The organism is Desulfogranum aggregans (assembly GCF_055398265.1).
In genome coordinates, this window is sequence record NZ_AP042447.1 from 3164114 (window position 1) to 3189127 (window position 25014).

General features: G+C 50.4%; 23 protein-coding genes and 1 tRNA gene. 9 read left to right on the forward strand and 15 right to left on the reverse strand.

Features of this window, described 5'->3' with window-relative positions; all coding sequences use genetic code 11:
* Positions 1–17 precede the first annotated feature (17 nt).
* Positions 18–659 (forward strand): histidine phosphatase family protein, encoded by a 642-nt coding sequence (locus tag ACZ52Z_RS13920; protein WP_464267379.1) that lies wholly within the window; start codon positions 18–20, stop codon positions 657–659.
* A 65-nt stretch (positions 660–724) separates the two neighbouring features.
* On the opposite strand, the gene cbiR is transcribed toward ACZ52Z_RS13920, so the two are convergent.
* Together cbiR and grxC are read right to left on the reverse strand one after the other, a co-directional pair.
* Positions 725–1552 (reverse strand): cobamide remodeling phosphodiesterase CbiR, encoded by an 828-nt coding sequence (gene cbiR / locus ACZ52Z_RS13925; protein WP_464267380.1) that lies wholly within the window; start codon positions 1550–1552, stop codon positions 725–727.
* Positions 1553–1667: 115 nt separating this feature from the next.
* A complete protein-coding gene (grxC, locus tag ACZ52Z_RS13930) occupies positions 1668–1928 on the reverse strand; it encodes a glutaredoxin 3 (protein ID WP_464267381.1) in 261 nt (86 codons plus the stop codon).
* Between the two features lie 297 nt (positions 1929–2225).
* Here grxC and hisN point away from each other — a divergent pair, with 297 nt between their 5' ends.
* Entirely contained in the window at positions 2226–3032 is an 807-nt protein-coding gene (gene hisN / locus ACZ52Z_RS13935; protein WP_464267382.1) for a histidinol-phosphatase, read from the forward strand.
* A gap of 54 nt (positions 3033–3086) precedes the next feature.
* On the opposite strand, the gene ACZ52Z_RS13940 is transcribed toward hisN, so the two are convergent.
* Positions 3087–4025, reverse strand: a complete 939-nt coding sequence (locus ACZ52Z_RS13940; protein ID WP_464267383.1) for a DUF6268 family outer membrane beta-barrel protein — start codon at positions 4023–4025, stop codon at positions 3087–3089.
* 402 nt (positions 4026–4427) lie between these two features.
* Between ACZ52Z_RS13940 and ACZ52Z_RS13945 the strand changes: the two genes are divergently transcribed.
* Entirely contained in the window at positions 4428–5477 is a 1050-nt protein-coding gene (locus ACZ52Z_RS13945; protein ID WP_464267384.1) for a metal-dependent hydrolase, read from the forward strand.
* 10 nt (positions 5478–5487) lie between these two features.
* On the opposite strand, the gene ACZ52Z_RS13950 is transcribed toward ACZ52Z_RS13945, so the two are convergent.
* The 3 genes from ACZ52Z_RS13950 to ACZ52Z_RS13960 form a co-directional block, all read right to left on the reverse strand.
* Entirely contained in the window at positions 5488–8214 is a 2727-nt protein-coding gene (locus tag ACZ52Z_RS13950; RefSeq protein WP_464267385.1) for a cation-transporting P-type ATPase, read from the reverse strand.
* A 2050-nt stretch (positions 8215–10264) separates the two neighbouring features.
* Positions 10265–11980, reverse strand: a complete 1716-nt coding sequence (locus tag ACZ52Z_RS13955) for an IS1634 family transposase (RefSeq protein WP_464267386.1) — start codon at positions 11978–11980, stop codon at positions 10265–10267.
* A 370-nt stretch (positions 11981–12350) separates the two neighbouring features.
* The gene (locus ACZ52Z_RS13960) at positions 12351–13139 is read right to left on the reverse strand and encodes a hypothetical protein (protein ID WP_464267387.1); all 789 of its coding nucleotides are present in this window, start codon (positions 13137–13139) and stop codon (positions 12351–12353) included.
* Positions 13140–13262: 123 nt separating this feature from the next.
* Here ACZ52Z_RS13960 and ACZ52Z_RS13965 point away from each other — a divergent pair, with 123 nt between their 5' ends.
* A complete protein-coding gene (locus ACZ52Z_RS13965; RefSeq protein ID WP_464267388.1) occupies positions 13263–13610 on the forward strand; it encodes a hypothetical protein in 348 nt (115 codons plus the stop codon).
* A gap of 117 nt (positions 13611–13727) precedes the next feature.
* Here the strand turns inward: ACZ52Z_RS13965 and ACZ52Z_RS13970 are convergent.
* From ACZ52Z_RS13970 to ACZ52Z_RS13995, 6 genes are all read right to left on the reverse strand, one after another.
* Positions 13728–13813: transfer RNA gene (locus ACZ52Z_RS13970), tRNA-Leu, on the reverse strand.
* A 20-nt stretch (positions 13814–13833) separates the two neighbouring features.
* Positions 13834–14229: a preprotein translocase subunit SecG gene (gene secG, locus ACZ52Z_RS13975; protein ID WP_464267389.1), complete on the reverse strand. Its 396-nt coding sequence runs from the start codon at positions 14227–14229 to the stop codon at positions 13834–13836.
* Entirely contained in the window at positions 14226–14981 is a 756-nt protein-coding gene (gene tpiA, locus ACZ52Z_RS13980) for a triose-phosphate isomerase (protein ID WP_464267390.1), read from the reverse strand. Before tpiA ends, secG begins: the two co-directional genes overlap by 4 nt.
* Positions 14982–15030: 49 nt before the next feature.
* On the reverse strand, positions 15031–16209 hold the full coding sequence (locus tag ACZ52Z_RS13985; protein ID WP_464267391.1) for a phosphoglycerate kinase: 1179 nt from the start codon (positions 16207–16209) through the stop codon (positions 15031–15033).
* Positions 16175–16663, reverse strand: coding sequence for a ribosomal protein S18-alanine N-acetyltransferase (rimI, locus tag ACZ52Z_RS13990; protein WP_464267392.1), 489 nt, complete (start codon positions 16661–16663; stop codon positions 16175–16177). Before rimI ends, ACZ52Z_RS13985 begins: the two co-directional genes overlap by 35 nt.
* Positions 16660–17880, reverse strand: a complete 1221-nt coding sequence (locus ACZ52Z_RS13995; RefSeq protein WP_464267393.1) for a type I glyceraldehyde-3-phosphate dehydrogenase — start codon at positions 17878–17880, stop codon at positions 16660–16662. Before ACZ52Z_RS13995 ends, rimI begins: the two co-directional genes overlap by 4 nt.
* A 281-nt stretch (positions 17881–18161) precedes the next feature.
* Here ACZ52Z_RS13995 and sfsA point away from each other — a divergent pair, with 281 nt between their 5' ends.
* Positions 18162–18875, forward strand: a complete 714-nt coding sequence (gene sfsA / locus ACZ52Z_RS14000; protein WP_464267394.1) for a DNA/RNA nuclease SfsA — start codon at positions 18162–18164, stop codon at positions 18873–18875.
* A 50-nt stretch (positions 18876–18925) separates the two neighbouring features.
* Here the strand turns inward: sfsA and ACZ52Z_RS14005 are convergent, their stop codons facing one another.
* The 3 genes from ACZ52Z_RS14005 to lepB are packed head-to-tail and all read right to left on the reverse strand — an operon-like array spanning position 18926 to position 21855.
* Complete coding sequence (locus tag ACZ52Z_RS14005; RefSeq protein WP_464267395.1) at positions 18926–20206, reverse strand: dihydroorotase; 1281 nt, start codon at positions 20204–20206, stop codon at positions 18926–18928.
* A 50-nt stretch (positions 20207–20256) separates the two neighbouring features.
* Positions 20257–21189, reverse strand: coding sequence for an aspartate carbamoyltransferase catalytic subunit (locus ACZ52Z_RS14010; RefSeq protein WP_464267396.1), 933 nt, complete (start codon positions 21187–21189; stop codon positions 20257–20259).
* A gap of 15 nt (positions 21190–21204) precedes the next feature.
* A complete protein-coding gene (gene lepB / locus ACZ52Z_RS14015; RefSeq protein ID WP_464267397.1) occupies positions 21205–21855 on the reverse strand; it encodes a signal peptidase I in 651 nt (216 codons plus the stop codon).
* Positions 21856–22178: 323 nt separating this feature from the next.
* Between lepB and pilM the strand changes: the two genes are divergently transcribed.
* The 4 genes from pilM to ACZ52Z_RS14035 are packed head-to-tail and all read left to right on the forward strand — an operon-like array spanning position 22179 to position 25012.
* A complete protein-coding gene (gene pilM, locus ACZ52Z_RS14020) occupies positions 22179–23225 on the forward strand; it encodes a type IV pilus biogenesis protein PilM (RefSeq protein ID WP_464267398.1) in 1047 nt (348 codons plus the stop codon).
* A 6-nt stretch (positions 23226–23231) separates the two neighbouring features.
* Entirely contained in the window at positions 23232–23804 is a 573-nt protein-coding gene (locus ACZ52Z_RS14025; RefSeq protein WP_464267399.1) for a PilN domain-containing protein, read from the forward strand.
* Positions 23805–23819: 15 nt separating this feature from the next.
* Complete coding sequence (locus tag ACZ52Z_RS14030) at positions 23820–24461, forward strand: type IV pilus inner membrane component PilO (protein WP_464267400.1); 642 nt, start codon at positions 23820–23822, stop codon at positions 24459–24461.
* A gap of 26 nt (positions 24462–24487) precedes the next feature.
* On the forward strand, positions 24488–25012 hold the full coding sequence (locus tag ACZ52Z_RS14035; protein WP_464267401.1) for a hypothetical protein: 525 nt from the start codon (positions 24488–24490) through the stop codon (positions 25010–25012).
* Positions 25013–25014 lie beyond the last annotated feature (2 nt).

Here is a 25014-nt window from a genome sequence, read left to right on the forward strand (position 1 = left end):
GACACCACCCAAAGACCATGCTCAACTCATCAGGAAAACGCATCATTCTGGTCCGACACGGCGAAACTGAATGGAATCGACAGCAGCGTTTCCAGGGACGCAGCGACATACCCCTCAACCTGCAGGGCAAGGCTCAGGCTCGTGCTCTGGCACGGGCGTTAAAAAAGGAATCGATCACGGCGATTTATACCAGCCCTCTGGAACGTGCTGCTGCAACGGCATCCCATATCGCAGCATTTCATCCTGCCGCACCTCTGATCACAGCATCGGGCCTGGTGGAAATGAACCTGGGAGACTTTGAAGGGATGGAACTGCAGCAGTGGACGGCTCAATACTCGGATTTTCAAGAGGCGTGGAAAAACAAGCCGGCAGAATTAACCTTGCCGGGAGGCGAAAGCCTTAAAGAAGTTCAGCTGCGGGCGGTTGATACACTCAAACGGATTGCCGAGCCTTATGGACCTGGGAGTACCCTGCTGGTCTGCTCACATAATTTCGTCATCGCTACTCTCCTCTGCTTTGCCTCTACGACTCCGTTAAACCAATTTCGAACATTACGCCAGGATACAGCAGCCCTGAACATTCTCTCCATGGATGAAACCGGTTTTCAGGTGGAAAAGGTAAATGACCGCACGCACCTGCGACAGCTTTCTCCTCTTTAAGCAGCCGCAGGCACTGTCGCTTCTCTGCTTTCCGCGCGACGGAAACCGGAGGCCTGCGGTAATCCTCAAAGCATTTGAGCGAACGCTTTCCAGACCATGGCAGCAGATTCCTCCAGGTCGGAAGGACTGAAAACTTCCAGGTTCAATACCCCCTCAAATCCAGCAGCGCGGACCAGCTCCATCCATTGGTCAAGAAGGGCCTGCGGCAATGCAGAGAGGCTGAGGTGCTCTTCAGCGCCTTTCACTCCATGAAGATGAATTTCCCGGGTTACTTCCAGATACCGTAGCAGGGTTTCCGCCACATCCTCCCCGCCAAGCAGTAAATGGCCAACATCAAGGCAGAGGTCACAAAGGCCGCTTTGCAGAAGAGGTTCGAGAAATACAGGTGAATAGTTGATGTTTTCCACAAGCAACGACGGTGCACCGCCGAGATGACCGCGAAGGCTCTCCAACCCCGTCAGAGCCCGGCTGGTCCACGCCTCCCATCCATCGCCCTTACCCGGTAAAAAATAGTTGCCGGAAACCGGAACCAAGGTGGGCGGGGTAAAAGGAACATGGAGGACATAATGCGAGGGCTCCAGTGCTGCCATTCGCCCAAACAGCTCCCTGGTCAGCCGGATGGAGAATTCCCTTGTTTCTCTGTGGTTGGAAGCGATCTCCAGAGAGGTCGGCAGATGAACTGAAAAAGAAATGTTTGCCTCTTTCTTTATCTGCCCAAGGGCATCAATTTCTCCAGGCTCAGGAAAATTATGCAGCGTCGGCGTGTGAAAAAGTACGAGCTCGACATGATCCAGACCAGGGGCTAATTTCTGCACATTCTCCACCACGTCCTCTCCATAGACCATGGACGGCGCACCCAATTTGCACGCCAAGGCGGAGGTTGAGCGCTTCACAGCCCAAATCCCTTACCGCCTGTTGCTTTCATGGTACTCACAAGCCTCCTGCTTGATGGCTTTTCAGGACCCTTGATTGGCAGCAGCTTATCCGGCAATCCCGGAGTATTCATGCTCATGATGCGCGAAGAAGTTCATCCAATTCTCCTTTTCGGTCAAGGGCATAGAGATCATCACACCCTCCGATATGACGCTCATCGATGAAAATCTGCGGAACAGTTCTTAAGCCGTTGGCTTTTTCCACCAGTTTCTGTCGCTCTTGCTCGTCATCGGTCACATCCACCTCCTGGTAGGTAACACCCTTGCGATCTAAAAGGGCCTTGGCCTTGACGCAGTAAGGACAGCGTTCGCTCGTATAAATCTCTATGTTTGCCATACACTCCCTTCCTTTTCAGTATTTCTCTGAGTCTGTATTGGGCACAGGTTAAGTACTGGACACAAAAAGTCAAACACCGGTACGCCTGTTTGCCCCCGTTTGCATGCCACTCCACAGGGGTCCATTGATCCGGCTGCGACCCGTTGCCATTGGCCCGCTTTTACTCCTCAGTGCGCTCCCTGCCCATTGATTCCCTCCTTGCCAAGCAAAATTATTGCATATCTCCGGTGATGCCCCTATACTGCCGTGCACTATTCCACACAGCACACCCATTTTCCCTATACTCAGATTACGACCATGCCCCACCTGCCACATGATTTGGATACGCTCGCTGATTTTGCCGCCGTACTTGCACAGCGGGGTGGAGAAATAGCGCAGCAATGGTTTCGCGCCGACTACACCATTGACGTGAAAAAAGACAGTAGTCCCGTTACGATAGCGGACAGGACGGTCGAGGCAGAAATGCGGGAAAGCATTCTCCATTCCTATCCGCACCATGGCATTCTTGGAGAGGAGCACGGACAGGAAGCTGTCGATGCCGAATATGTCTGGGTCATTGACCCCATTGACGGCACCCGCAGTTTTATAACCGGTTCGCCGCTCTGGGGTACACTCGTTGCATTGCTGTATAAAGGACGACCGGTTGTGGGTGCGGTCGAGATTCCGGTATTGAAGGAGAGATGGCTCGCTACGGCAGAGCAGGGGTGCCATGCCAGCTCACCGCAAAAGGGGGCAGTAGAGAGTCGGGTGAGTGGCTGTAGCGAGCTTGCGTCAGCACAGTTTTACACCACCTCCATCAGATATTTTGACGAGCAGGACAAGCCGATGATTAACCTCTTGGCAAATACAACCGCCAATGCCCTTTTTGGCGGGGACTGCTATATTTATGGCTTGCTGGCCTCGGGCTACATAGATCTCGTGGTAGAATCCCAGCTCAAACCTTATGACTACCTGGCGCTGATCCCCATCATTGAAGAGGCCGGAGGAGTAATCACTGACTGGGAGGGCAGACCGCTATCACTGCAGTCTGACGGAAACCTTATTGCCGCATCAACCCACGAACTCCACGCCCAGACCCTTCAATTTATACGCAACCACAGGTAGCGTGCTTCAGTCTTCCAGCCCGGCTCTGCCCTTTACCCTACTTTCAGTTCGCTGTCAAAAACGTTTATTAAACGTCACACCGAGAAATATGCCGGTATCATAGGAGTCTTCCTGAATGGTCTCACCGTCTTGGTCTTCCAGTTTCAGCTCACCGCCAAATTCAAATCCACCAACAACACTAAGGTTTGCTTTGGGATCAAAAGTATAGGTGCCGGAGAGGAAAACAGGAAAGGAAGCGTCTTCTCCAACCCCACTCTCAAATGTCCCATCTTTATCCAGGCGAAAACGAAGCTTCTCATAGCGGCCGCCAATACCAAAACGCCACGTTTCGTTCGGCTGGTAACTCAGTGTCAACCCCGGCCCCACGGTAGCGCCAAGCCCCCGGCCTGTGGCAAGATTCCATTTATCAGTAATTTTCCAGTCAATAATCAGAATTGGGATAACAGTTGCCGAATCCTCCAATTGTGAGATCACGCCTATTCCTGGTCCGATGGTCAACCTGTCGCTGAAACGATAGGAAAACCCGCCGAGCACGCCTCCGGTCAACGTATCGTCAAAGTCAGCACCGCTTTCTCCGGTGGAGCGTATGGACGGTATCACAAAGGCCGTCCATCTGTTGTCTATCCCCGCCCGTATAGGGAGGCCAATAGACACCGTGTGGATATCTTCCCATGGATTAACTGAGGCCAAACCGCGATCACCGGAAAAGTCATAGCCATTATAGCTATAGCCGATCGAAAGCGAAACATTGTCCTGCCGGTCCCAGCTATACCCTGATCCGAGCTGAACGATGAACCGGGTTGCATCATAACTTCCGCCTTCATCGAGATCGGTGTCAAACTGGTACACGGCCCCGCCGCGGAGGAATGATGCCCACCCGCTTGAAGCACCCGCATATGGGGGCTGCACATCTTTATCCTGAGCAAAAAGAAGGCTGGGGAAGGCAATACCGATACAGAGAGCAAGACGCTTCAAAGAAAAGGCTGGGTTCATGAATGACCTCGATTATTCTGGAATTGAACAAAGTATTCCTGCCTGGTGGAACGCGCTGGCAGGAAATAGAGTGTTTCAGCAGGAGGTTGATGGAAAAATCGCTTAAAGAGTATACACCAGAGCAATTGTATATATCATCCTGCATCAGTGGGTGTGCATAAAGGATGAAACGCCCGGTAGAGGGGGGTACTGAGCCTGTTTTTTCCCCGCTTGCGGTCTTATCTCTCCATAGCAGACCATGGGAAACGGCCAGACTCTGTACTGTCACTGATTCCGGATCATGCCTCTTGTGCATCAATACGTGCTCTTTACCTGATTGCGATGTAAGATACCAAAGAAAACAGATAGTTTACAAGTAATCCCTCGTCACACGGCCTTAAAAAGAATGCTCTTTCTCATGGTATGGACTCCCTGACACAAGCTGCGCTCGGCGCAGCCGTAGGCCACGCCTGCTGGCAGCACCAATTGGGGCGAAAAGCCCTGGTGACCGGTACACTCCTTGGAACCCTGCCGGATCTTGATGTGGTGATCTACCCTGTGCTTGATGAGGTGCAACGACTCTACTGGCATCGGGGGGAATCACACTCTGTCTGGTTTTTGCTCCTCGGTTCCATCGCATTGGGTTGGCTGCTCAAACGATCCCGCACCTCACAACAGCTCACGCTCTATCAGGCGGTCACAGGAGTTTTTCTTATTCTCAGCACCCACGTCCTTATTGATCTGTTCAATGTATACGGCACCCAGCTGTTAGCCCCGCTTTCGCGGCAGAGTTTTTCGCTGAACAATATGTATATCATTGATCCCCTGTTCACCGCTCCTCTGCTCATTGGTACCATTGGCGCCTATGCTGTCAACAAAAAGACTGCGGCCCGCTGGATAAACCACCTCGGTTTACTCGCAGCCGTCGTCTATGCGGCCTGGTCTTTCACCGGCCAAGCTGTCGCTGATCAAAAATTCCGTGAGGCCCTGGCCGAGCTTGACTATGAGGTCGGCAGGCAGGTGACTTCGACCGGTCCACTCACTACCCTGCTCTGGCGGCACCTTGCCGAAACTCCGGAAGGATTTCTCCTGGGCTACTGGTCGTGGCTGGATGATGCCAACCGGGATATACGCTTCCAATTCATCCCCAGAAATGCCAAAGTGGTGGAGTCGGTGCGGTATTCGCGCCCCTTTGAAACGGTTACATGGTTTTCCAGGGGGTGGTGGTTTGCGGTGCAGAATGATCAGCAAACCGCCACAGTAGTTGATATACGGTTCACCGAAATACCCTCTGCCCCAGACCGGCCATACACCCAGTGGCAATGGCCTTTTGCCTGGACTTTTCGCTTAGATGCACAGAAGCAAACCACCCTCAAAAGTGCCCGCCCTGCAATGCCGGATCCGGCCAAAACCCTGGGCCTCCTCAACCGCAGGATTCAGGGGCGGGGCGGCTGGCTCACTCCAGTGGAATAAAAGGGCCGGTTCATCCTCCAGGGCGTTTTTCCGTAACACGACGCATGATCATTTTTTCAATTTCCACCACTATAAACACCGAAAAGGTAAAGCTGATCAGTCGTACCCAGTCTCCCACTGGAATTGCGGCAGTCCCAAAAAGGTTCTGGAACAGCGGAAGATAGGTAAACAACAGCTGCAGAAAGGTTATCGCGGTAACGGCCAGCAGCACTTGCCTATTGCCGGACAACCCTTCGCGGGAGAGCACGGACTCCTTAAGATACCGGGCGTTGAACAGGTAGAATATCTGAAAAAATATCAAAGTATTGACTGCTGTTGTGCGGGCCATCTCCAGCGTTTCACCATGGTAACGATCCCAGAGGAAGAGGCCAAGGGTCCCCATAACCATTATCGCAGAAATAAAGACTATTCGCCAGGAGAGGAATTGCGTCAGCAACGGTTCCTCAGGGGAACGTGGAGGTCGGAGCATGACGTCCCCTTCCGGTGGTTCAAACGCCAGTGAAAGCCCGAGCGTAACCGCGGTAACCATATTGACCCAGAGGATTTGCAAGGGGGTAATCGGCAGGGAAATCCCCATCATCACCGAGGCAATGATAATTCCGGCCTGAGCACCATTGGTCGGCAGGATAAATGCCAATGTTTTTCGGATGTTGTCGTATACGGTTCGCCCCTCTTCAACGGCATGGACGATGGAGGCGAAATTGTCGTCGGCAAGTACCATCTCGGCTGCTTCTTTGGCTGCCTCGGTTCCCTTCAACCCCATGGCTACGCCGACATCCGCCCGTTTGAGTGCCGGCGCGTCGTTTATTCCGTCACCAGTCATGGCCGTTACCTGGCCACCGGCCTGCAATGCGGTCACCAGGCGGAGTTTGTGTTCCGGGCTGACCCTGGCGAAAATATTGGTTTTCTGGACGATGAACTCCAGCTGATCGTCATCCATGGTTTCAAGCTCCTGCCCGGTAATCGCCTTTGCCGTCACATCCAGCCCAATCTGTTCCCCTATTGCGGTGGCTGTGAGCGCATGATCGCCGGTAATCATTTTCACCTTGATCCCTGCTTCCAGACAGCTTTGCACCGCAGCAACGGCTTCATCCCGCGGCGGATCGATGATACCAAAAACACCGAGCAGGATCATTCCACTCTGGACGTCCTCCATTGCAAGCGTCTGCTTGTCTCCGACATCAAGTGCTGCTACTGCCAGAGTACGCTGGCCCTTAGCGGCAACGGCTTCAATCTGCTCCCTCCAGAAATCATGATCAACGGGGGAGACACCATCCAGGTGGCGTTGCCCGGTGCACATATCCAGAACCCGTTCCGGTGCTCCCTTGAGGTAAATACGGCTATGGTCGTCGGAAACACGGTGGAGTGTGGCCATAAACTTATGATCAGATTCAAACGGGATAACATCGTTTCTGGGCAGCGCCTTATCACACTGCTGTACATCCAACCCCGCCTTGAGCGCCAGGGTGATTAGGGCGCCATCAGTCGGATCCCCCTGTACGCTCCACATCCCTTCCTTTTCCGATATGGAGCCATCGTTGCACAGTAGACCGGCCCGGGCAAGCTCAACCAGCATCTGGTCGTCGTCCGGTTCTATTTTTTCCCCTTCAACATGAAAAGCGCCTTGTGGACGGTAGCCCGCACCATCAACATCATAGGTTTGATCGGCGCGCAAAACAGTGGTCACGGTCATTTCATTGCGCGTGAGCGTCCCTGTTTTATCCGAGCAGATTACCGTTACCGAGCCAAGGGTTTCAACTGCGGGCAACCTGCGAATAATGGCCTTTTTACGCGCCATCCGCTGTACCCCCAGAGCAAGGGTTATGGTGATGATTGCCGGCAACCCTTCAGGAATAGCGGCAACAGCCAGGGCTACGGCAGCAAAAAACAGCTCGGTAAAGGAGTAGTCGCGGAGCGCCAGGCCAAAAGCCATGGTGGCGACAGCGAGAATCAAGATGGCCCCGGTCAACCATTTGCTGAATTCATCCATGCGCTGGGTCAACCTGGTTTTTAACGTTTCCACACCGGCAAGCATGGTGCTGACCTTGCCGATCTCGCTCGATTCACCCGTTGCCACCACAACTCCCCGACCTTGACCAAAGCTCACCATTGTTCCCGAGAAAACCATGCATCGGCGATCACCCAATGGCGCGTCAGCTGCCACAGACTCAATGGATTTATCAACTGGTACCGACTCGCCGGTGAGCAGTGCCTCTTCAACGCGTAGGTCTTTTGACTGGAGCAGACGCATATCCGCCGGCACTTTATCTCCAGACTGGAGAAAAACAACATCTCCGGGCACCAGGTCTTCAACCTGCACCGACACCTTGCTCCCGTTGCGAAGAACCAGGGCTTCGTAACTGAGGATTTTACGGATGGCATCAACAGCTTCTTCGGCTTTTCCCTCCTGCATAAAACCGATGACTGCATTAATGAACACCACACCGATGATGACGCCGGCGTCAACCCAGTCGGCAAGGAGGGCAGTAAACACAGCAGCGCCAAGCAGCACGTAAATCAGCACATTATTAAACTGGCTGAGAAACTGAATCAGCCGACTCCGCCGTGGAGGAGCAGGTAACAGGTTGGGGCCATACCGGTGTCTTCTGTCTGCCACCTCATCATCGGTCAGGCCCGTGGCTGAAGCAGCTAACGTATCAAGGACTTTTGCAGCTGGAATTGCGTGCCAGATCAGTTGAGCATGCGCTCTGTCATTTTCGCTAGGGGGTGAGGCCATGGGATCATACCGTTGATAAGGTCAAGAGTGGAAATCAGCGCCTTTCAATGCTACAAGAGAGCTATCGGACAGTAACCGACATGCCCCTATCTCAGTGAAAAACAGTACCATTGTAGGACGGAACTTTCAATTTCCGCTTTTACTAATCCCTTCAACCATACTGCGGTTTCGCCTCACGGCTGATAAGGAAAGGCCTGCTGGCATGCTCCAACCCCTTACATCTTCAACTCGTAGAGAAAGAGGTACCATTCATTTTGCCCATCAGCACGACCACCTTTGCAACATATGGTTTTGTTCTTTTATTTCGTCAGTTTTCTCTGATGATGGAGGAGGACTAATGAGCCGATACGGCAGGTCGGTAAAGGACGGCGGACTGGTGGGCAGCCCGGTGGGGCGTTGTCGAAAGGGACGACTGTAGAAACGTAATGAACTTGCCGTTGTTATCAGTAAAGAGCAACTCACACTGGTTCGCCACCCATAAAATCAAGCAGGCGGCGCCTCCCGCTCCCGCTCACACCATCGGGCATACCATTTCGTACCACGGCAATGTCTCTATTCATTTTTTCAGCATTGATGCACCTGAGCTAACGGAGAAAACAGGGAGTTTCTTATCAACGGGAAGGTGTCTGTTCCTCCAGCGTTGGGAAAGGTGAAGGATTAAAGGGTGAATTGAGTCCATTCACAGATGATCACGCTTCAAGCACCTCGCTTTTCCGGAACAATTTGCGCCATACCCTTCTCAGAAGTAAGTATGGCCAAAGGAAGCTGACCAGGAATACGGCAAGGGTAACAAATTTACCCGACTCGATGCCCTGGTTTTGCAATAGCATCGCTGCCTTTTTTCTCAAATCAGTCTGTAAAAGAAATGTAGCGTAGGCAAAAGTAATAAAAACGTAAAGAATGACTGTTTCCATCGTGTTTTTTGGGTACATGGTAGATTGTGTTGAATAACGGTAATCGAATTGCTGTTCATCCTTACCGTATTGTGAGTGACGTCAACTGTTCCTTACTTCTCACGCAGCAAAACCAACGTTATGTTTACACAGGTACTTTTGGGTACCTTGATGAACGAAAAATTTCATTCAATAGCAATTAAATACAGACACCTGGCATGCAAAAAATGTCCACAAAGCGTATATTTAGTATGCTTGAATAATTTTCTGCGCATAATGATCAGGTTGGGTAAAAAAGCCATAATGAAAGAGGGCCGTGTAATTACAATTACCGTATCGATTTTTAATTTCGCTTTTGAAATTAATCGAGATGGAGACTCACACTCACGAGAAGGTCTATTGCACAGGAAGGTCAGACATGTATTTTTTTGATCCTGCGACATTTTGTAGATTGCCTACCTCCTCATTTACCCATCTTGTCTGGACTTTACGCTCCTTGCTGCCCCCTTATTTATGCAATATTTACACCACTTTCTGAAATTAACTAGAACTCTACCCAAAGCACTTTTCCAAATATTTGCTTCGGCAACAGCGGTTACAACGAGTGCTCGTTTTGACGCAACGGAAGGATCGGTACATTGTGTAAATATGAAAGGGGAGTATTAATTCTGTGATCTGTTTTTTTAATTTATGGATCTGAAAAAAAGAGATTGAAGTTTAAGGCGCCCTCTTCTTGCGCAGCATCAACCGGTTGCAATTTCAGAGATGTTCTTTTTCTCTACTGCAAACAGTTAGCTGCTGAATAACGCTCGCTCGTCGTGAAGTTTGAAATGCATTTGCAAAGCGGCTGATTCGCTGCTTTCACCTCTTGAACGCAACAGGGGGAGGTAACACGGACACAACTCGATTGAAACCAGAGCAGGAACCTTTTAAGTGGATGGATGAAACGGAAGTTTCGACTTAGAGACAGCCCTACAGATTGTGCAAGAGCAGAGCGGAAAACGTATATTGCGGCATATACAAAAAGAAAAAGCCTTGTAATCATTAAAGATTACAAGGCTTTTATGTGAATGGTGCCGAAGGCGAGAGTCGAACAGGAGTTTACCGCTACCGCTTCACTTAACCAGCTAAAAGTATACAAGTACGAGTATATAGAGCTACAGCTCCTGTAAGACCCCATCTTTTATCTGCCATCCAAATGCTTTGGCGATATGCGCCTGTAAATCATCCGGCTCCTCCAGCATTCTCACCGCTTTTCGTTTTTTGGGCATCCACAGAAGGCACGAGTGCAGGTTGCGCATGCTCTGCATTGCCTTTTTTGCGGTGATATCAAGATCAGCTCTCCGTAATTGTAATTCAATGAGACGAAGTAATGTGAGCGCCACCACGCACGTAAAGATGTGGCATCTGATTTTGCTGTCCGTCCAATGGCGTATTGGTCGCAGGCATACCTGCTCTTCATCTTTTGTCAGGCGAAAACCATCTTCCACTGCCCATCGGTCAAGGCTGGCTTGAACAATCTCTTCTGTGGGCCACTCGCCAAGATCCGTGATGAGAATATTTTTGCCGAACTTGTCGATATATCGGCTTATTTTGTAGTGATTCTTCCTGAAGTTTAACTCCAGGCAACCATTGATATCAGATATTTCCACCTTGTACAGGTCTGGTGGCAGGTGGAGCTCGAGGCATTTATCGGTGTATCGTTTCTGTATGCATGAGGCCTTTCGCCATTGCGGCGCCTGACTGTTCACCTTGCGCTGAACAGCAAACAGAAAATCCTGCAGCTGGATCAGTTTCTTTTCAAAACCATACCGCTGTTTTGTTGCCGTCAGTGGATTGTAGGTGACGACCACTGTGCGATCCTGTCCCCAATAGCTGCCCTTGGTCCGCCATGCCAGCAGCAGGTCGTCTTTTCGTCCTTTTCTTGCCAGTTCTTTGTTTTTACGTGTGTCAACAGGTTCAAATTGTTTCAACGGTACGTGAATCAGCTCTTTGCTGAAATACGTCGAGTAGGTCGTTATGAAATGAACATGCTCTCTCGCGTCAATGGCAGATATATTTTCTTCGCTATTGATTCCTTTATCAAAAACAATCGTCAACTCAGCTTGTTGTTGAGCCCCTTCTTCCATGGCTTCAAAGACATCATCCACCATCTGGAGAAAGACCTTTGAATCATGCCTGTTCCCTTCGTACTCTTTGTAAAAAAACGGGAGGCGTTTATCGCGGCTGACGAGGAGTGCCAGGCCGACTTGGCGCAACCAGTTACGCCCCTCCTTACTCTTTCCTCGCTGCGCCAACTCCGAATCCGTATCACTGGCCATAAAAGTGTAGAAGTTGGTCGTATCGAAAAGAAAGCAGTCTGATCCGGGAGGCTCCAGCTGGTTGACGCGGTTAAAAAACTCTTGAGCCATGGCCTGCAGGTGTCCTTCTTCAACTTTCTCCCATTTGCGCCAGAACATCTGCGAGTTGAGCTGATCGGTCTGTACTGGCCGAATGTGCTGAACAGCAGTTTGCTTGTACCACTCAGGCAGCGCTCTTTTGGAGCAGGCAGCGATCATGCGATTATAGACTGCATACACAAAATATTCGCCAACGGTCGGTTTGCCGTTTTCTCTCTTCTGGGGAACGACTGCATCGACCAGCCCAGCTAAGTCGATCTGTTTTTCTACCAAATTTGCAAGCCACAGAGCCCCATACTCTTGGACCTGGAGCCTGCTCGGAATGCCTGCTTTTCCCTGCGCCATTTCCAGTATACGCTCTGGAGACCCCAGGTACACTTGATTGATGACCTTGGGTTTCCCGTCGACCCTTGCCATTTCTCGGACGTAGTAATAGGGTCTGCCATTTTTCGTTTTCTTGTGTAAATGTGCCATGTTGGCATTGTACCAATTAGGTCTTACAAGTTCAAGACAAAAAAGGCGAACTTTCTGTTTTTTCATGATTTTTTAATTGGGGAGATTTGAAAAAGGCGGGGTCTTACGTGAAAGAGCGATGCAACATGCTGATATTATATGAATTTTCTTCGAAAAAGGTCGTTAAATGTTAAACTCCTGTCGAACTCGCACGACCGTGGGCCACTACCCCCTCAAGGTGCGCACGCATATTTCGCTAACTACCTAAAATTACATAACTATTTATTTTCACTAAAGAAAACACCTTAGACAGTATTCCCCAATTTTACCCAATATCGCCATATATAGACAATGGATCGTAGCCAAATCGTAGCGAGAACCAAGTGAGCAATCAATATAAATTGTTCGGTAAAGAGCTAATATTGAGTTCTTCAATTTGTCTGTTTCCAAATTGATCTTCGATAAATAATTTGAGTATAATATCCCCACTTACAACGTTATCGTTATATTTCGTAATGGCAAGATTTCTCACCATGCTTAAAAAAGCATGGTCATATTTGTCTATAGACTCACCCTCGAAAATCTTCCCACCAAGGGTAACCACTTCCTTGAATATTGAATCTGCAATTAGCTCACCAGGGATTGGCTTATCTTCTCCAAAAGTAATCCCAAATAACTCTATTTTTTCTGTCGAGTTAGCTTCGACTTTCCGCAATAATTTATCGAAGCTGATTTTATATGATTTGTCTTTGTAACCAGATATATTGATAACTGCTCCTGTTATTGTGGTGTCTCTGTTTCCATTATTTGAAATTAAAATAGTTAATGGGACTCTAATTTTGAATTTCCTAAAACTATTCTCAAAATTCTTTTTTGCTTCACTGACCTTTTCGTTGTTCACCTCATAACTCAACAACTCACTTTGAGGAAATTTACTAACTAGCTCTGCAATTATGCTGTTTATATATTTTATGGCTGGCTCAGCCATACAATTGCTATCGCTTTGGGCATTATCGCAATAATACACTATTTTATTTGGCTGAAAGCTGACGTTTAAAATAACTCTATTCTGATATAAGGAATAAAGGAATTGAGCGAGGACTACTATCCCTGCAACAATTGTTGCGATTCCTGCCCATAACCCAATTTTCTTTAAACTACCTTGGTTATCCTCTGGCATCTTATCTCCTAAAGTTATCCACATTGACACCACATAGTGGCCATGCTATCTTATTAATATAATTAACCTATTCAAATAAAAGCTGCAAGTTGACTTGATTACTGAATAGGTTACAAGTACCAATTGCAGCTTTTATTTTCAAAAACAATGTCATTATTCACAAAAAGAAAAAAATTCCAAGGGAAAGCTCCTGCGGAGAAAGACTTAAAAATCGAAGTCAAAATTGCTGTTAGAGACTTTAGTGAGTCTTATGTCTCAGACAAAACAAGAATTTTTGAGATAGAAAAAAGCCAAAAACTTAAATCCACGACAGACGCTGAAATCAAAGATTTAAGAAATGAGGTTGGGGATATTTTAACTGATCTTTATGAAGAAGCTACAGAGTACATTGAAGAGTCAAAAGATCTGACTGACGGATACCACGCTGAGAAAAGGAAGGAAGAGGCTCAGTCTAGCCAAAAATTGAGCTGATAATTAGGAAGATAAGAGCCCCACTATCCTAAAATCGTAGCCAAATCGTATGCAAATGGATAGTGTACTAAAAAGAAAACAGCTACCTACATTACGTAAGTAGCTGTTTTTATTGAATGGTGCCGAAGGCGAGAGTCGAACTCGCACGACCGTGGGCCACTACCCCCTCAAGATAGCGTGTCTACCAATTCCACCACTTCGGCACGTTATTTTATTGCTGTTTTTATTGCTGTTCTGTCTGCTCCTGATTAGCTGGCATTTCAGTTGGAGCAGTTTGTTCCCCGGCACCTTCCTCGGGCATGGGAACAGTCACCTGCTCAGTGGAGAGCGGTACCACTGTTTCCTCTACAGGAGCGGGAGCGGCTACATCTTTCATTACCGAGCTGGTACTTTTATTGACGGAAACATACGCCAAAGAAACCGATGTTGCCATAAAAATAATGGCTGAAAGCGTTGTAATTTTATTCAACAACGGGATAGGCCCTTCAGTACCAAAGAGGGATTGGTTTGAGCCGCCGAACGTTGCACCTATATCTGCACCTTTACCGTGCTGCAACAGCACAATACCGATGAGAAAAAAGCATACAACTACATGGATGATGATGAGTATCGTTGTCATATAAAATTAATAATCCGAGCAAAGGACTCGAATTGCAATGCTGCTCCGCCCACCAGCGCACCATCTATATCAGGCTGCGCCATAAGGGCATCAATGTTATTTGGCTTAACCGAGCCACCATACAATATCCTTACCCCCTGGGCAACATCTTTTTCATATTTTTCCTGCAGCAGCTGGCGTACAAAGGCATGGACCTCCTGCGCCTGCTCTTTGGAGGCCGTTTTGCCGGTACCGATTGCCCAGACCGGCTCATAGGCGAGTACAATCTCGCTTACCATTGCCGGCGTACACTCTTCCAACCCTTTGACGATTTGAGATTCGAGTACCGCAAAGGTGCTCTCCTGCTCCCGCTCTTCCAGGGTCTCCCCTATACAGAGGACCGGGGTGAGTCCGTAGGCAAGGGCTCCTTTAACCCGCAGGTTGATCATATCGTTTGTTTCATGAAAGATCTGCCTTCGTTCAGAGTGACCGATTATGGCCATGGTCGCACCCACATCCTGCAGCATAGGCGGTGATATCTCGCCGGTAAAGGCCCCCTCCTTCTCCCAGGCCACGTTCTGGGCAGCAACCTTCAGCGGTGTTGCAGCAACCGCCTTGACCACCGCTGCAAGAGCAGTAAATGGTGGAGCAATCATCACCTCCCTATCCTCGCAACCAGCTGCGACTTCTGCCAGCCTGGCCGCGAGCCCGGCCGCCTCCTCTACAGACAGATGCATCTTCCAATTGCCAGCGATCAAGGGCTTTCTCACCATACTCTGCTCCTTTGCACGTAAAGATTACACGGGGATAACATTCTTTTCCTCAACTCTCCAAAGCCACAACTCCTGGAAGCTTTTTGCCCTCCATCAGCATGAGAAAGGCTCCGCCGCCGGTAGACATGTAGGAGATGTTGGCAGCTTCACCGGATTGTTTAATTGCTGCATTGGAATCTCCCCCGCCGGTAACACTCAGGGCATGAGACATGGCGACAGCATGGGCAATAGCCATGGTGCCCCTGGAAAAGGCATCCATCTCAAAGGCACCCATGGGACCGTTCCAGACAATGGTTTTGGCATCGGCGAGCACTTCCTTAAAACAGAGAACCGAGGCCGGACCGATGTCAAGCGCCATCCAATCCCCGGGAATATCCTGAATGGTCACCTGCTTGCTTACGGCATCCGGGGCGAAAGCATCGGCAGCGACCACATCCACCGGCAGGTACACCTTGACCCCCTTGTCCCGTGCCGTTTCCAGCAGGGCACGAGCGGTTTCCAGTAGATCATCCTCGACTTTTGAAACGCCCACTCCATAGCCAAGACTTTTAAGAAAGGTATTGGCCATGGCTCCGCCAAGAATGAGCTGATCCACCCGCTCCAACATATTTTCCAGGGCTTCGAGCTTCCCCGAAACTTTTGCGCCGCCGACAATGGCAACAAATGGTCTCTGGGGTGCAGCGCACGACCGGTGAAAATAATCAAGCTCGCGTTGCAGCAGCAGGCCTGGTGCCTTTTCGCTCATACACCGGGCAACGCCTACCACCGAAGCATGCGCCCGATGGGAGACTGCAAAGGCATCATTGATATAGACATCCGCTAATCGAGCCAGTTTCTCAGAAAAAGCAGGTTCATTTTCTGTTTCCTGCGGATGGAATCGCAGGTTTTCCAACATAACCACCTCGCCGGATTGCATTGCCGCAACGAGCGTTTCAACTTCCTCACCAATGCAGTCCGGGGCCAGACGGACCGGCTTGCCAAGGATGCTCTCCAGATAGCTGGCAATCGGTGCCAAGGAGTACTGTTCCACCCGTTGACCTCCTGGCCGCCCCATGTGACTGCACAGGATGACTTTTGCCTCCTTCTCCACCAGGTATTCAATGGTAGGCAATGCCATCTGAATGCGGAGGTCGTCGCTGACTTTTCCTGCGTCATCCATGGGCACATTAAAATCAACCCTTACCAGTACCCTTTTATCGGTAACGTCCATTTCCCGAAGTGTTTTCACAGTCTCCTCCCGGCCTTTCGGTTAAATCAATCTGCATAAGGATCGCATCCTCCACGGGGTCCCTGTAATAGCCGGGTCGTAACCCGCTGACTGCAAACCCCTGCCGTCTGTACAACCGTTGTGCGGAATCATTGGAAGCTCTCACCTCCAAAAAACAGCGGGTAATGCCTCTGGCGACAAGCAGTCGAAGACCCTCTGCCAGCAATGCGCTGCCACGCCCTTCTCGCTGACGCCCAACTGCCACACCGATGCGCAGCAATTCCGCCTCCGGGGGCATCATCCGAAAAAAGGCATACCCGTAAACGTCTTCTTCCTCAGCAGCAACTACCCCTATGCTGGCGCTGCACTGGAGTTCTCCAGCAATCTGATTTGCATTCCATGGGGTGTGCAGCACCTGGTCTTCGATCGCCTGTACAGCGACCAGATCAGACTCACCAATCAGGCGTATGTTCACACCATTTTTTCCGCCACCGAAACGGTCAGGTCGCCCAGCATGTTGGTGTAGCTGCCCAGCTCATTGTCATACCAGCCATAGATAACCGCCTGGGTCACCGGCACCTGCAGTACCGGCGGAACTTCCCCCTGCTTGAAAGTAAGCCCTTTCACATGCTGGAGATTGACATTGATGGAAGCGGTGCGGGTATGGATCTCGGTGGATTCGATGACGGCCGCCGCCTGTGGAATACCCACGATGTCAGACGAGACGTTCTGCTCGACCGAGTGAACCAGGTAAGGGGTGTTTTCGGCATATTCCCGGTACACGTCATTGATCAGCCCCCTCTTGATCGGCCCTTCCAGTTCGTCCTGAAAATTGAGCACCAACACGATGAGAGAGCCGGTGGAGGTAGGTATCCTGACCGATTCAGCAATAAATCCGATATTCTTCATCTCCGGGATGACCAGGCCAAGTGCCTTGGCGGCGCCCGTGGTGGTCAAAATGATATTGTTGAAGATGGACCTGTTTTTCCGAAGGTCCGATGCTCCGGCAGCAGGCATCCGGTCCAGGACCTGCTGGCTGCCGGTAGCGGCATGGACGGTCACCATAGAGGCCGACAAAATTCGCTCTGCACCGAAATGATCGAGCAACGGTTTCATCATGTAGGAGAGACAGGTGGTGGTACAGGAAGCGGCTGAGACAACGGCATGCTTGCCCGGATCATACTCATCGTCATTGATCCCCATGACGGTGGTGATGGCATCCTCAGGCATTTCCAGGCCCTTTGCCTGGATTTTAAACGGTGCCGACAACAGTACCTTTTCTGCACCGGCCTGCAGATGCCCGCGAAGAGCCCCCCTGCCTTCATTAGGATCGGCGGTCGGGTCCTTGAACACACCGGTAGTATCCACTACCAGTCGGACGTCATTGGCTTTCCAGTCAATATCTTTGGGATTTCTTGCTTCCCGCAGGATGGTGACCGGCACCCCATTAATGGTCATGGTTCCCGTAGCGTCGTTGAGGTTCTCAATCACCCGCCCGCCTCTGTGACCGTGCAGGTACATACTCAACCGACCATAGCTGGAATCTTTCTCAATGGATGCAGCAATATCTTCCAGCCCAGAACCAACGTTTCGTCCGAGATTGACAACAACTTCAGAAAAATGCTGGCGTGAAACATGATGCCAGAGTGATAACTTTCCGATTCTGCCCAGGCCATTGAGTCCAAGCTTCATGGGTGTGCTCTCCTTTTACAATTACTTTAGGTTGCTGACCAGGCGTTACCCCACGCCTGGTGAAATGATCTAGTTCCGTTGCCGGAAGGAGTATAGTCGAAAAAACAACTCTCTGAAAGAGAGAACCTGAGAAAAAAACCCAGGCTTTCAATATCATGCCTTCCTCCCTGCGAAATTCTCCCTGGTGGGCAACGAATAGGGTTGCACTGCATGCCAATGCACTGTAGGCATAGTTTCCAGGCCTCACATCCCTTGTTATTATCAGCCACTCTGTGCAGACAATGCAGCTACCTCCGATTCGGTCCAACGGGACCCTCATCAAACGCTATAAACGATTTCTTGCCGACATACGCCTGCCGGACGAGAACGTCATCACCGTTCACTGTCCCAATAGCGGCGCCATGCTCGGCTGTTCGGCACCAGGGAGCCCGGTGGTTATTTCACGCTCCGACAACCCGAAAAGAAAATACCCATGGACCCTGGAAATGGTGCAGCAAAACGGCATATGGATCGGGGTCAATACGTCGATGACCAATAAGCTGGTGCACGAGGCCCTGCTCAATGGCACCATCGCCAACTTTGGTCAACTGACCGCGATAATGCCGGAAAAAAAGGTCTCGCAGCGAAGCCGTCTGGATTTTCTGCTGACATCGGTACAGCGGGAGACATACCTGGAGGTGAAGAACTGTTCGCTGGCGGAAGATGGTACGGCTCTGTTTCCTGACGCGGTAACCGCCCGCGGGACCAAGCATCTGCAAGAGCTGATGGAATTGCGGGACAAAGGTTTTGCCGCTGCGGTGCTGTTCTGTATTCAGCGGAGCGATGCAGATCGTTTCAGCCCGGCAACAGACATCGATCCGGTGTATGCCGCCACATTATGCACAGCGGCTGGGGCTGGGGTGGAGGTAGTAGCCTACCAGGCAGAGATTACACCAACGGAGATCACTATCCGGCGCGAGGTACCGGTCGTTCTCCCCTCTCTTGGTGCGCCATAACCGGCTGAAAGCACCGAGGGAAAAAGGTAAGGCCAACGATGCGTAGACGCTTAAAGTGCCGGAAACCGGGAATATTGCACTTCACCGGCCACCATAGTCAACATGGCACGTCCCTGCATGACCCGGTCGATAAAGGGGGAATTCTTGCTTTTTGAAACCACCTGTTCTCTGGTGTAGGTAAAGGTAAGGTTCGGATCAATGATGGTAATATCAGCGACCTTGCCCGGAGAGAGGCTCCCGCCCTCCACCCCGAGAATACGCGCCGGGCTGACGGCCATAAGCTCAACCAGCCGATCCACGCCGAACATCCCCCGACGAACCAAATCCAGGGTAAGCGGCAGCGCGGTTTCCAACCCAATGATCCCGAACGCAGCTGCATCAAACTCTGTCTCCTTCTCCAGGATGGAGTGAGGGGCATGATCGGTGGCAATGGCGTCGAGGGTTCCATCCTGCAAGCCGCAGATAACGGCATCGCGATCGGCCTCACTGCGTAGAGGCGGGTTCATTTTAGCGTTGGTGTCATACCCGGTCACAGCCTCGTCGGTTAAGGTAAAATAGTGCGGGGCCGTCTCAGCGGTCACCCGTACCCCGCGCGCCTTGGCTGCGCGGATCAACTCGACAGACATCGCCGTACTCACGTGGGCAATGTGTACCCGCCTACCGGTAAATTCCGCCAGGGCGATGTCCCGATACACCATCACCGCCTCAGCGGCCACCGGAATCCCCTTCAGTCCCAGCCTGGTGGACACCTCTCCTTCATTCATCACGCCGGTGCTCAGTGCTGGGTCCTCACAATGGGCAATCACTGCCAGGTCAAAATCACTGGCATATTCCAAGGCACGTCGCATGAGCTGGCTGTCCCGCACCGGCAAGCCGTCGTCTGTGACCGCCACTGCGCCGGCATCGCGCAGATCACCAAACTCTGCCAGTTCCATGCCGGCGCTGCCTTTACTGATGGTCCCCACCGGATAGACGCGGGCTGCAGCTCCCCTGGCCTTAGCCGCAATCATGGCACAAACTGCCGGATTATCGTTCACCGGCTGGGTGTTGGGCATGCAGGCAACCGCAGTGAACCCGCCGCTTGCAGCTGCCAGTGTTCCCGAACGAATATCTTCCTTGTACTCTTGTCCCGGCTCGCGAAGATGGGTGTGCATGTCAATCAATCCGGGGACGACCAGACACCCGTCGGCATCAATGACTGTTGTTTCGTCATTCATGGACTCTGTCGGTGGACATATCAGCCCCTCTTTGATCAGCAGCGTTCCCTGGTGATCAAAACCATTGACCGGATCAATTATCCGACCGTTTTCTATTCTCCATGATCTATCCATCAGCCCTTCATATTGGCATGTTTTTGTATCCTGCCCTGGAAAGCTACCGGTCAACCGTTGCCCATGACCAAATACAGCATGGCCATGCGAACAGCTACCCCGTTGGTAACCTGGTTTAATATGACCGATTGGGAGGAATCCGCCACCTCAGGCATCAATTCCACCCCCCTGTTGACCGGCCCGGGATGCATCACCAGGGCGTCAGGCTTAGCCAGGGTCATTATCTCTCTGTTAATTCCGTACTTGCGGGCATACTCACGGAAGGAAGGCAGCAGCGGATCATTCTGCCGTTCTTTCTGAATCCTGAGCGTCATTACCACATCTGCATCGCTTACCACCTCCTCCAAAGACGAGCAGACCCTGGCCCCCAGTTGCTCCAGTCCCTTGGGAATAAGGGTAGCCGGTCCATAGACATGGACTTCCGACCCCATGGTGGTAAACCCTTCAATGGCCGAGTGGGCGACCCGGCTATGCACTATATCGCCAATGATTGCAATTTTCAGGTCATTGAGGCGGTGTTTATGTTCCTTGACCGTCATCATATCCAGCAACCCCTGCGAGGGATGTTCATGCGCTCCGTCGCCAGCGTTGATGACCGCTGCATCCACATAACGCGCCAGCATGTGAGGCGCACCGGAGAAGGAGTGCCGTATGATAATGATATCCGGATGCATGGCTGAGATATTGCGTGCGGTATCGATCAGTGTTTCTCCTTTGGTGGTACTGCTGGTCGAGGGGGAAATATTGAAGGTATCGGCACTCATGCGCTTGGCAGCGATCTCAAAGGAAAGGCGGGTTCGGGTCGAGGGCTCATGAAAAAGGTTGATGACCGTATGCCCTCTAAGGGTCGGGACCTTTTTAATGGGTCGGGCCGAAATTTCCTTAAACGACTCTGCCGTAGTGAGAATGTGTTCGATGTCTTCCCTTGAGAGTTCGTCTATACCGAGAATGTGACGATGCGGGAAAAAGTATCCGGTACCCATGCCGATCTCCTGCATTCAGTGGATGATATCCCCAAACCTGCCCCAGCGGATAGAAGCGAGCCGGTCAAAGGAAAGCAAAGGTTTCTGCACGTCCCAGGACCAGTATATGAGAAAAGCCTTTCCGCGCACCGCTTCCAGGTCGACGAATCCCCAGAAACGCCCATCATAGGAATTGTCCCGGTTATCGCCCATTACCAGTAACTTGCCGGGAGGAACGGTTACCGGCCCGAAATTGTCGCGCGGCCCTTTATCCGCTGACAAAACATTGACATCACGAAACACCCCATGCTCGTCCACAAACGGCTTGCCGTTAATGAATACTTTTTTATTGCGTATGGCAACAGTATCTCCTGCTACCCCTATGACCCTTTTTATATAGTCAAGCTTAGGATCCTTAGGGTACTTAAAAACAATAATATCATTAGTTTCTGGCTCTTTGACAGGTACAAGCACCTTGCCGGTGAACGGCACCTTCACTCCATAGATAAATTTATTTACCAGAATATGGTCACCAATTTGCAAAGTGGGCAACATTGAACCGGATGGTATCTTAAATGCCTGAACAATAAATGTGCGGATGAAAAGTGCCAAAATTATGGCGATGATGATGGCTTCAAGGTTTTCACGCAACCCTGATTTTTTTTTCTTGTCTTTTGTGTTCGCCACGAATGGTGCCTTTAGGTAAGAGAAGTGGAGGTAAAATCACGGCAAAACTACCTCAACCCCTGGTAAAATACAAGCAGGATTTCCAGGCCTTGTGCCTGCCGCGCCCTAACAACATAAATTCAATTACTTAACCGGAGGATTTACACAGTTAAAATGGGTATTGATAGGCTATCTCCTTGTTTTTTTTTACAGAAAAACATAAAAATCAAGGGGGTGCGCTTGACAAAGCAGTTTCTTTGTGTGCTAATTATTAAGGGATAATAAAAAAATCGCCTTTTACCGTTAATTCAAGCTCATGTCTCAACCCTTCTCAAGAGAAAATCATGGCTAAGAAAGACCAGCTAATAACGGGTGTCGATATAGGCTCCCACGCCGTTAAAGTCTGTCAGCTGCAACACACAGGCAAAGGCTACAAACTTCTTGCCGTCGGCAGCACTGCCCTTCCTCCAGGAGTGGTGGAGGACGGTGTCCTCCAGGAACCAGACGAGGTGGGCAAGGCCATATCCGCCCTGTTCAAGAACCTCAAGATCAAAAATACTAAAGTTGGCATATCTATATCCGGCTATTCTGTCATTGTAAAAAAGATCAACCTCGAATACATGACCGATGAGGAACTGAGCGAGTATATCACCGCTGAGGCGGAACAGTATATTCCATTTGATATCAGTGACGTATACCTTGACTTCCAAAAACTCAGCACAAGCAGTCAAGAAAATGACAGAAGTGACATCATGCTGGTCGCTGCCAAAAAAGACGTTATCGACGATTACCTGCTCATGCTCAGGGAGCAGAAGCTCAAACCGGTCCTGGTAGATGTTGACGGATTCGCGCTGGAAAACATCTGGGAAAAAATGTCCGGAGACACAAAGAACATCGCCCTGGTCGATATTGGCGCTTCCAAGATGAATATCAACGTTATCGCCGACGGAGTGAGCGTCCTCGCCCGCGATGTGGTGGTGGGCAGTGACCAGCTTACCGATCAATTGGCCAACGCACTGGACATCGAAAGCGAAGAGGCAGAAAAAATAAAACTCGGTATAATTCCTGCAGGAGAGCATCGGGACACTGTAGAAGAGATCTTTACCCAGACCTGTACCCAGTGGATACTGGAAATCAAAAAAGCCATTGACCTCTATATGGCAAATAATCCGGACAATCCGCTGAAACTGCTTGTGCTCAGCGGCGGCGGGGCGAAAGTAAAAGGATTACAGGACTATATTCAACAGGAAACCGGATTGGATGTGATTCTGTTCAACCCGTTTCAGAAAATGATCATTGATGAGAAAAAAATTGATCGTCAATATCTTGACTCAATCGCCCCGGAAATGGCTATTGCCGCAGGCCTGGCTATTCGGGAGGCAGCCTTTTAAGCAGCTATGATCTATATAAATCTCTTACCTGTTCGAGAAATCAGGCGCAGAAACAAGGCGAAAAACCAAATCTTTGCGCTGGTCGGGGCTTTTGCCGTGCTGCTCGCTCTGCTTGGCATATATGCCCTTCTGCAGGCAAATACCATCACCGCGAGAAATGCAACCCTGCAGGACTTGAAGAAAGAAAAACAGCGATATACCAAAATCATCAACCAGATAAAACAGCTGGAAAAAGACAAGCAGGTTCTGGAAAACCGTATTGCTGTTATCAATAAACTCAAGGCCTCCTCGTCACTGACGGTTCATGCCCTTGATGAAGTCGCCAAAATCACTCCGAGCAAACGGATATGGCTGACAACACTGAACCAGAGCGGTGGAACCCTGAAAATCTCCGGCATGGCTCTGGATAATCGAACCATTGCCAAATACATGGATGACTTGAAAACGTCCCAGTATATCAAGGACGTGCGCCTTGCGAGCTCCTCGCTCAAAGGGTATGCGGGAAGGAACCTGAAGGCATTCTCCCTCACCTGTGCTATTGCCGTTCCGGAAGCTGAACAACCACCAAAAAAGAATTGATCACAGGCACTGAATATGGCTGCTGGCGACATTACCAACAAGTTTGATACCTTTGTTGACGACAAGTATATTCCTCTCGACTTCAAGGCAAAAATTGCCATTGCGGTGGTGGTCCTGCTGCTGCCCGCCGCAGCATGTTATTTCTTTCTTTTCCAGCCCAATAGCGAGCAGATTGCAGGGCTTGATAAGCGGATAGTCGCAGCACAGAAAGACCTGAAAAAAGCACGAAAGGCCGCACGCGATCTGCCGAAGTATCAACAAGAGCTTGAGGAAACGCAGAAGCGCTTTGAAGAAACCGCTGTCATTCTCCCGAAAACCCAGGAAATTCCTGACCTGCTCCGCAGCATCTCCGACCGCGGGAAAAATGCAGGGCTTGATTTTCTCTCCTTCAAGCCGGGAGCTGAGACACCGCGGGATTTTTATGCGGAGATTCCCATCAATATCTCGACAAAAGGTCCCTACCACAACATGGGATTTTTTCTTGATCAGGTCAGCAAGCTGGAACGACTGGTTACCGTCAACAATATCAAGATGGGCTCGCCGAAAAAAGAAGGGACGGAAATGCTCTTGAATTCGACCTGCAAACTCATCACCTACCGTTTTACCAACACCAAGCTTCCTTCGCAGGAGAAGGGAAAGAAAAAGAAGAAACGATAACATAAGGCCCTATCAGGACTTATACTATGCCGCATAAAAAACACCCTACCGCAACACTGGCTACGGCTGCTCTCAGCCTTCTTCTCTGTGGTACTCCCTGCGTTGCCGCCACTGACGTGGTCCAGCCCGCAGTACCGCTCGGGATAGAAGAATCAGCGCCCAACACCACCGAGTATGCTTATGAGTTGGAAGGCCGATCGGACCCTTTCATTCCATTTATTACGCCAAGGGCTGCTACGGCTCCGACCACATCCCTTGATCCGGACGAGATCATCGATGAAGACAAGATGCTCTCCGGTATGCAACTGTTTGAACCGGGACAGCTCACCCTGGTAGCAGTTCTCAATGCCGAAAGCGGACCAATGGCCATGGTAGAAGATGTGACCGGAAAAGGTTACATCCTCCGCAAAGGTATACTCATTGGACGTCGCGGCGTGGTCAGCGATATATTGCCTTCAGTGGTTCGAATAACGGAAACCGCCAAAACCAGGGCGGGTAAAGAGATTAAAAGTACGGTTACGATGAAACTAAAAAAAGAGGGAGACAATTAGAC

Excerpts from the sequence above, each read along its gene's own strand:
- ACZ52Z_RS14035 (WP_464267401.1), top strand. The coding sequence starts at position 24,488 with ATGCCGCATAAAAAACACCCTACCGCAACACTGGCTACGGCTGCTCTC.
- secG (WP_464267389.1), bottom strand. The coding sequence starts at position 14,229 with ATGACAACGATACTCATCATCATCCATGTAGTTGTATGCTTTTTTCTC.
- hisN (WP_464267382.1), top strand. The coding sequence starts at position 2,226 with ATGCCCCACCTGCCACATGATTTGGATACGCTCGCTGATTTTGCCGCC.
- ACZ52Z_RS13950 (WP_464267385.1), bottom strand. The coding sequence starts at position 8,214 with ATGGCCTCACCCCCTAGCGAAAATGACAGAGCGCATGCTCAACTGATC.
- ACZ52Z_RS13920 (WP_464267379.1), top strand. The coding sequence starts at position 18 with ATGCTCAACTCATCAGGAAAACGCATCATTCTGGTCCGACACGGCGAA.
- ACZ52Z_RS13955 (WP_464267386.1), bottom strand. The coding sequence starts at position 11,980 with ATGGCACATTTACACAAGAAAACGAAAAATGGCAGACCCTATTACTAC.
- tpiA (WP_464267390.1), bottom strand. The coding sequence starts at position 14,981 with ATGGTGAGAAAGCCCTTGATCGCTGGCAATTGGAAGATGCATCTGTCT.
- ACZ52Z_RS14025 (WP_464267399.1), top strand. The coding sequence starts at position 23,232 with ATGATCTATATAAATCTCTTACCTGTTCGAGAAATCAGGCGCAGAAAC.
- ACZ52Z_RS14005 (WP_464267395.1), bottom strand. The coding sequence starts at position 20,206 with ATGGATAGATCATGGAGAATAGAAAACGGTCGGATAATTGATCCGGTC.
- sfsA (WP_464267394.1), top strand. The coding sequence starts at position 18,162 with ATGCAGCTACCTCCGATTCGGTCCAACGGGACCCTCATCAAACGCTAT.
- ACZ52Z_RS14010 (WP_464267396.1), bottom strand. The coding sequence starts at position 21,189 with ATGGGTACCGGATACTTTTTCCCGCATCGTCACATTCTCGGTATAGAC.
- pilM (WP_464267398.1), top strand. The coding sequence starts at position 22,179 with ATGGCTAAGAAAGACCAGCTAATAACGGGTGTCGATATAGGCTCCCAC.
- ACZ52Z_RS14030 (WP_464267400.1), top strand. The coding sequence starts at position 23,820 with ATGGCTGCTGGCGACATTACCAACAAGTTTGATACCTTTGTTGACGAC.
- ACZ52Z_RS13995 (WP_464267393.1), bottom strand. The coding sequence starts at position 17,880 with ATGAAGCTTGGACTCAATGGCCTGGGCAGAATCGGAAAGTTATCACTC.
- ACZ52Z_RS13960 (WP_464267387.1), bottom strand. The coding sequence starts at position 13,139 with ATGCCAGAGGATAACCAAGGTAGTTTAAAGAAAATTGGGTTATGGGCA.
- ACZ52Z_RS13945 (WP_464267384.1), top strand. The coding sequence starts at position 4,428 with ATGGACTCCCTGACACAAGCTGCGCTCGGCGCAGCCGTAGGCCACGCC.
- grxC (WP_464267381.1), bottom strand. The coding sequence starts at position 1,928 with ATGGCAAACATAGAGATTTATACGAGCGAACGCTGTCCTTACTGCGTC.
- ACZ52Z_RS13940 (WP_464267383.1), bottom strand. The coding sequence starts at position 4,025 with ATGAACCCAGCCTTTTCTTTGAAGCGTCTTGCTCTCTGTATCGGTATT.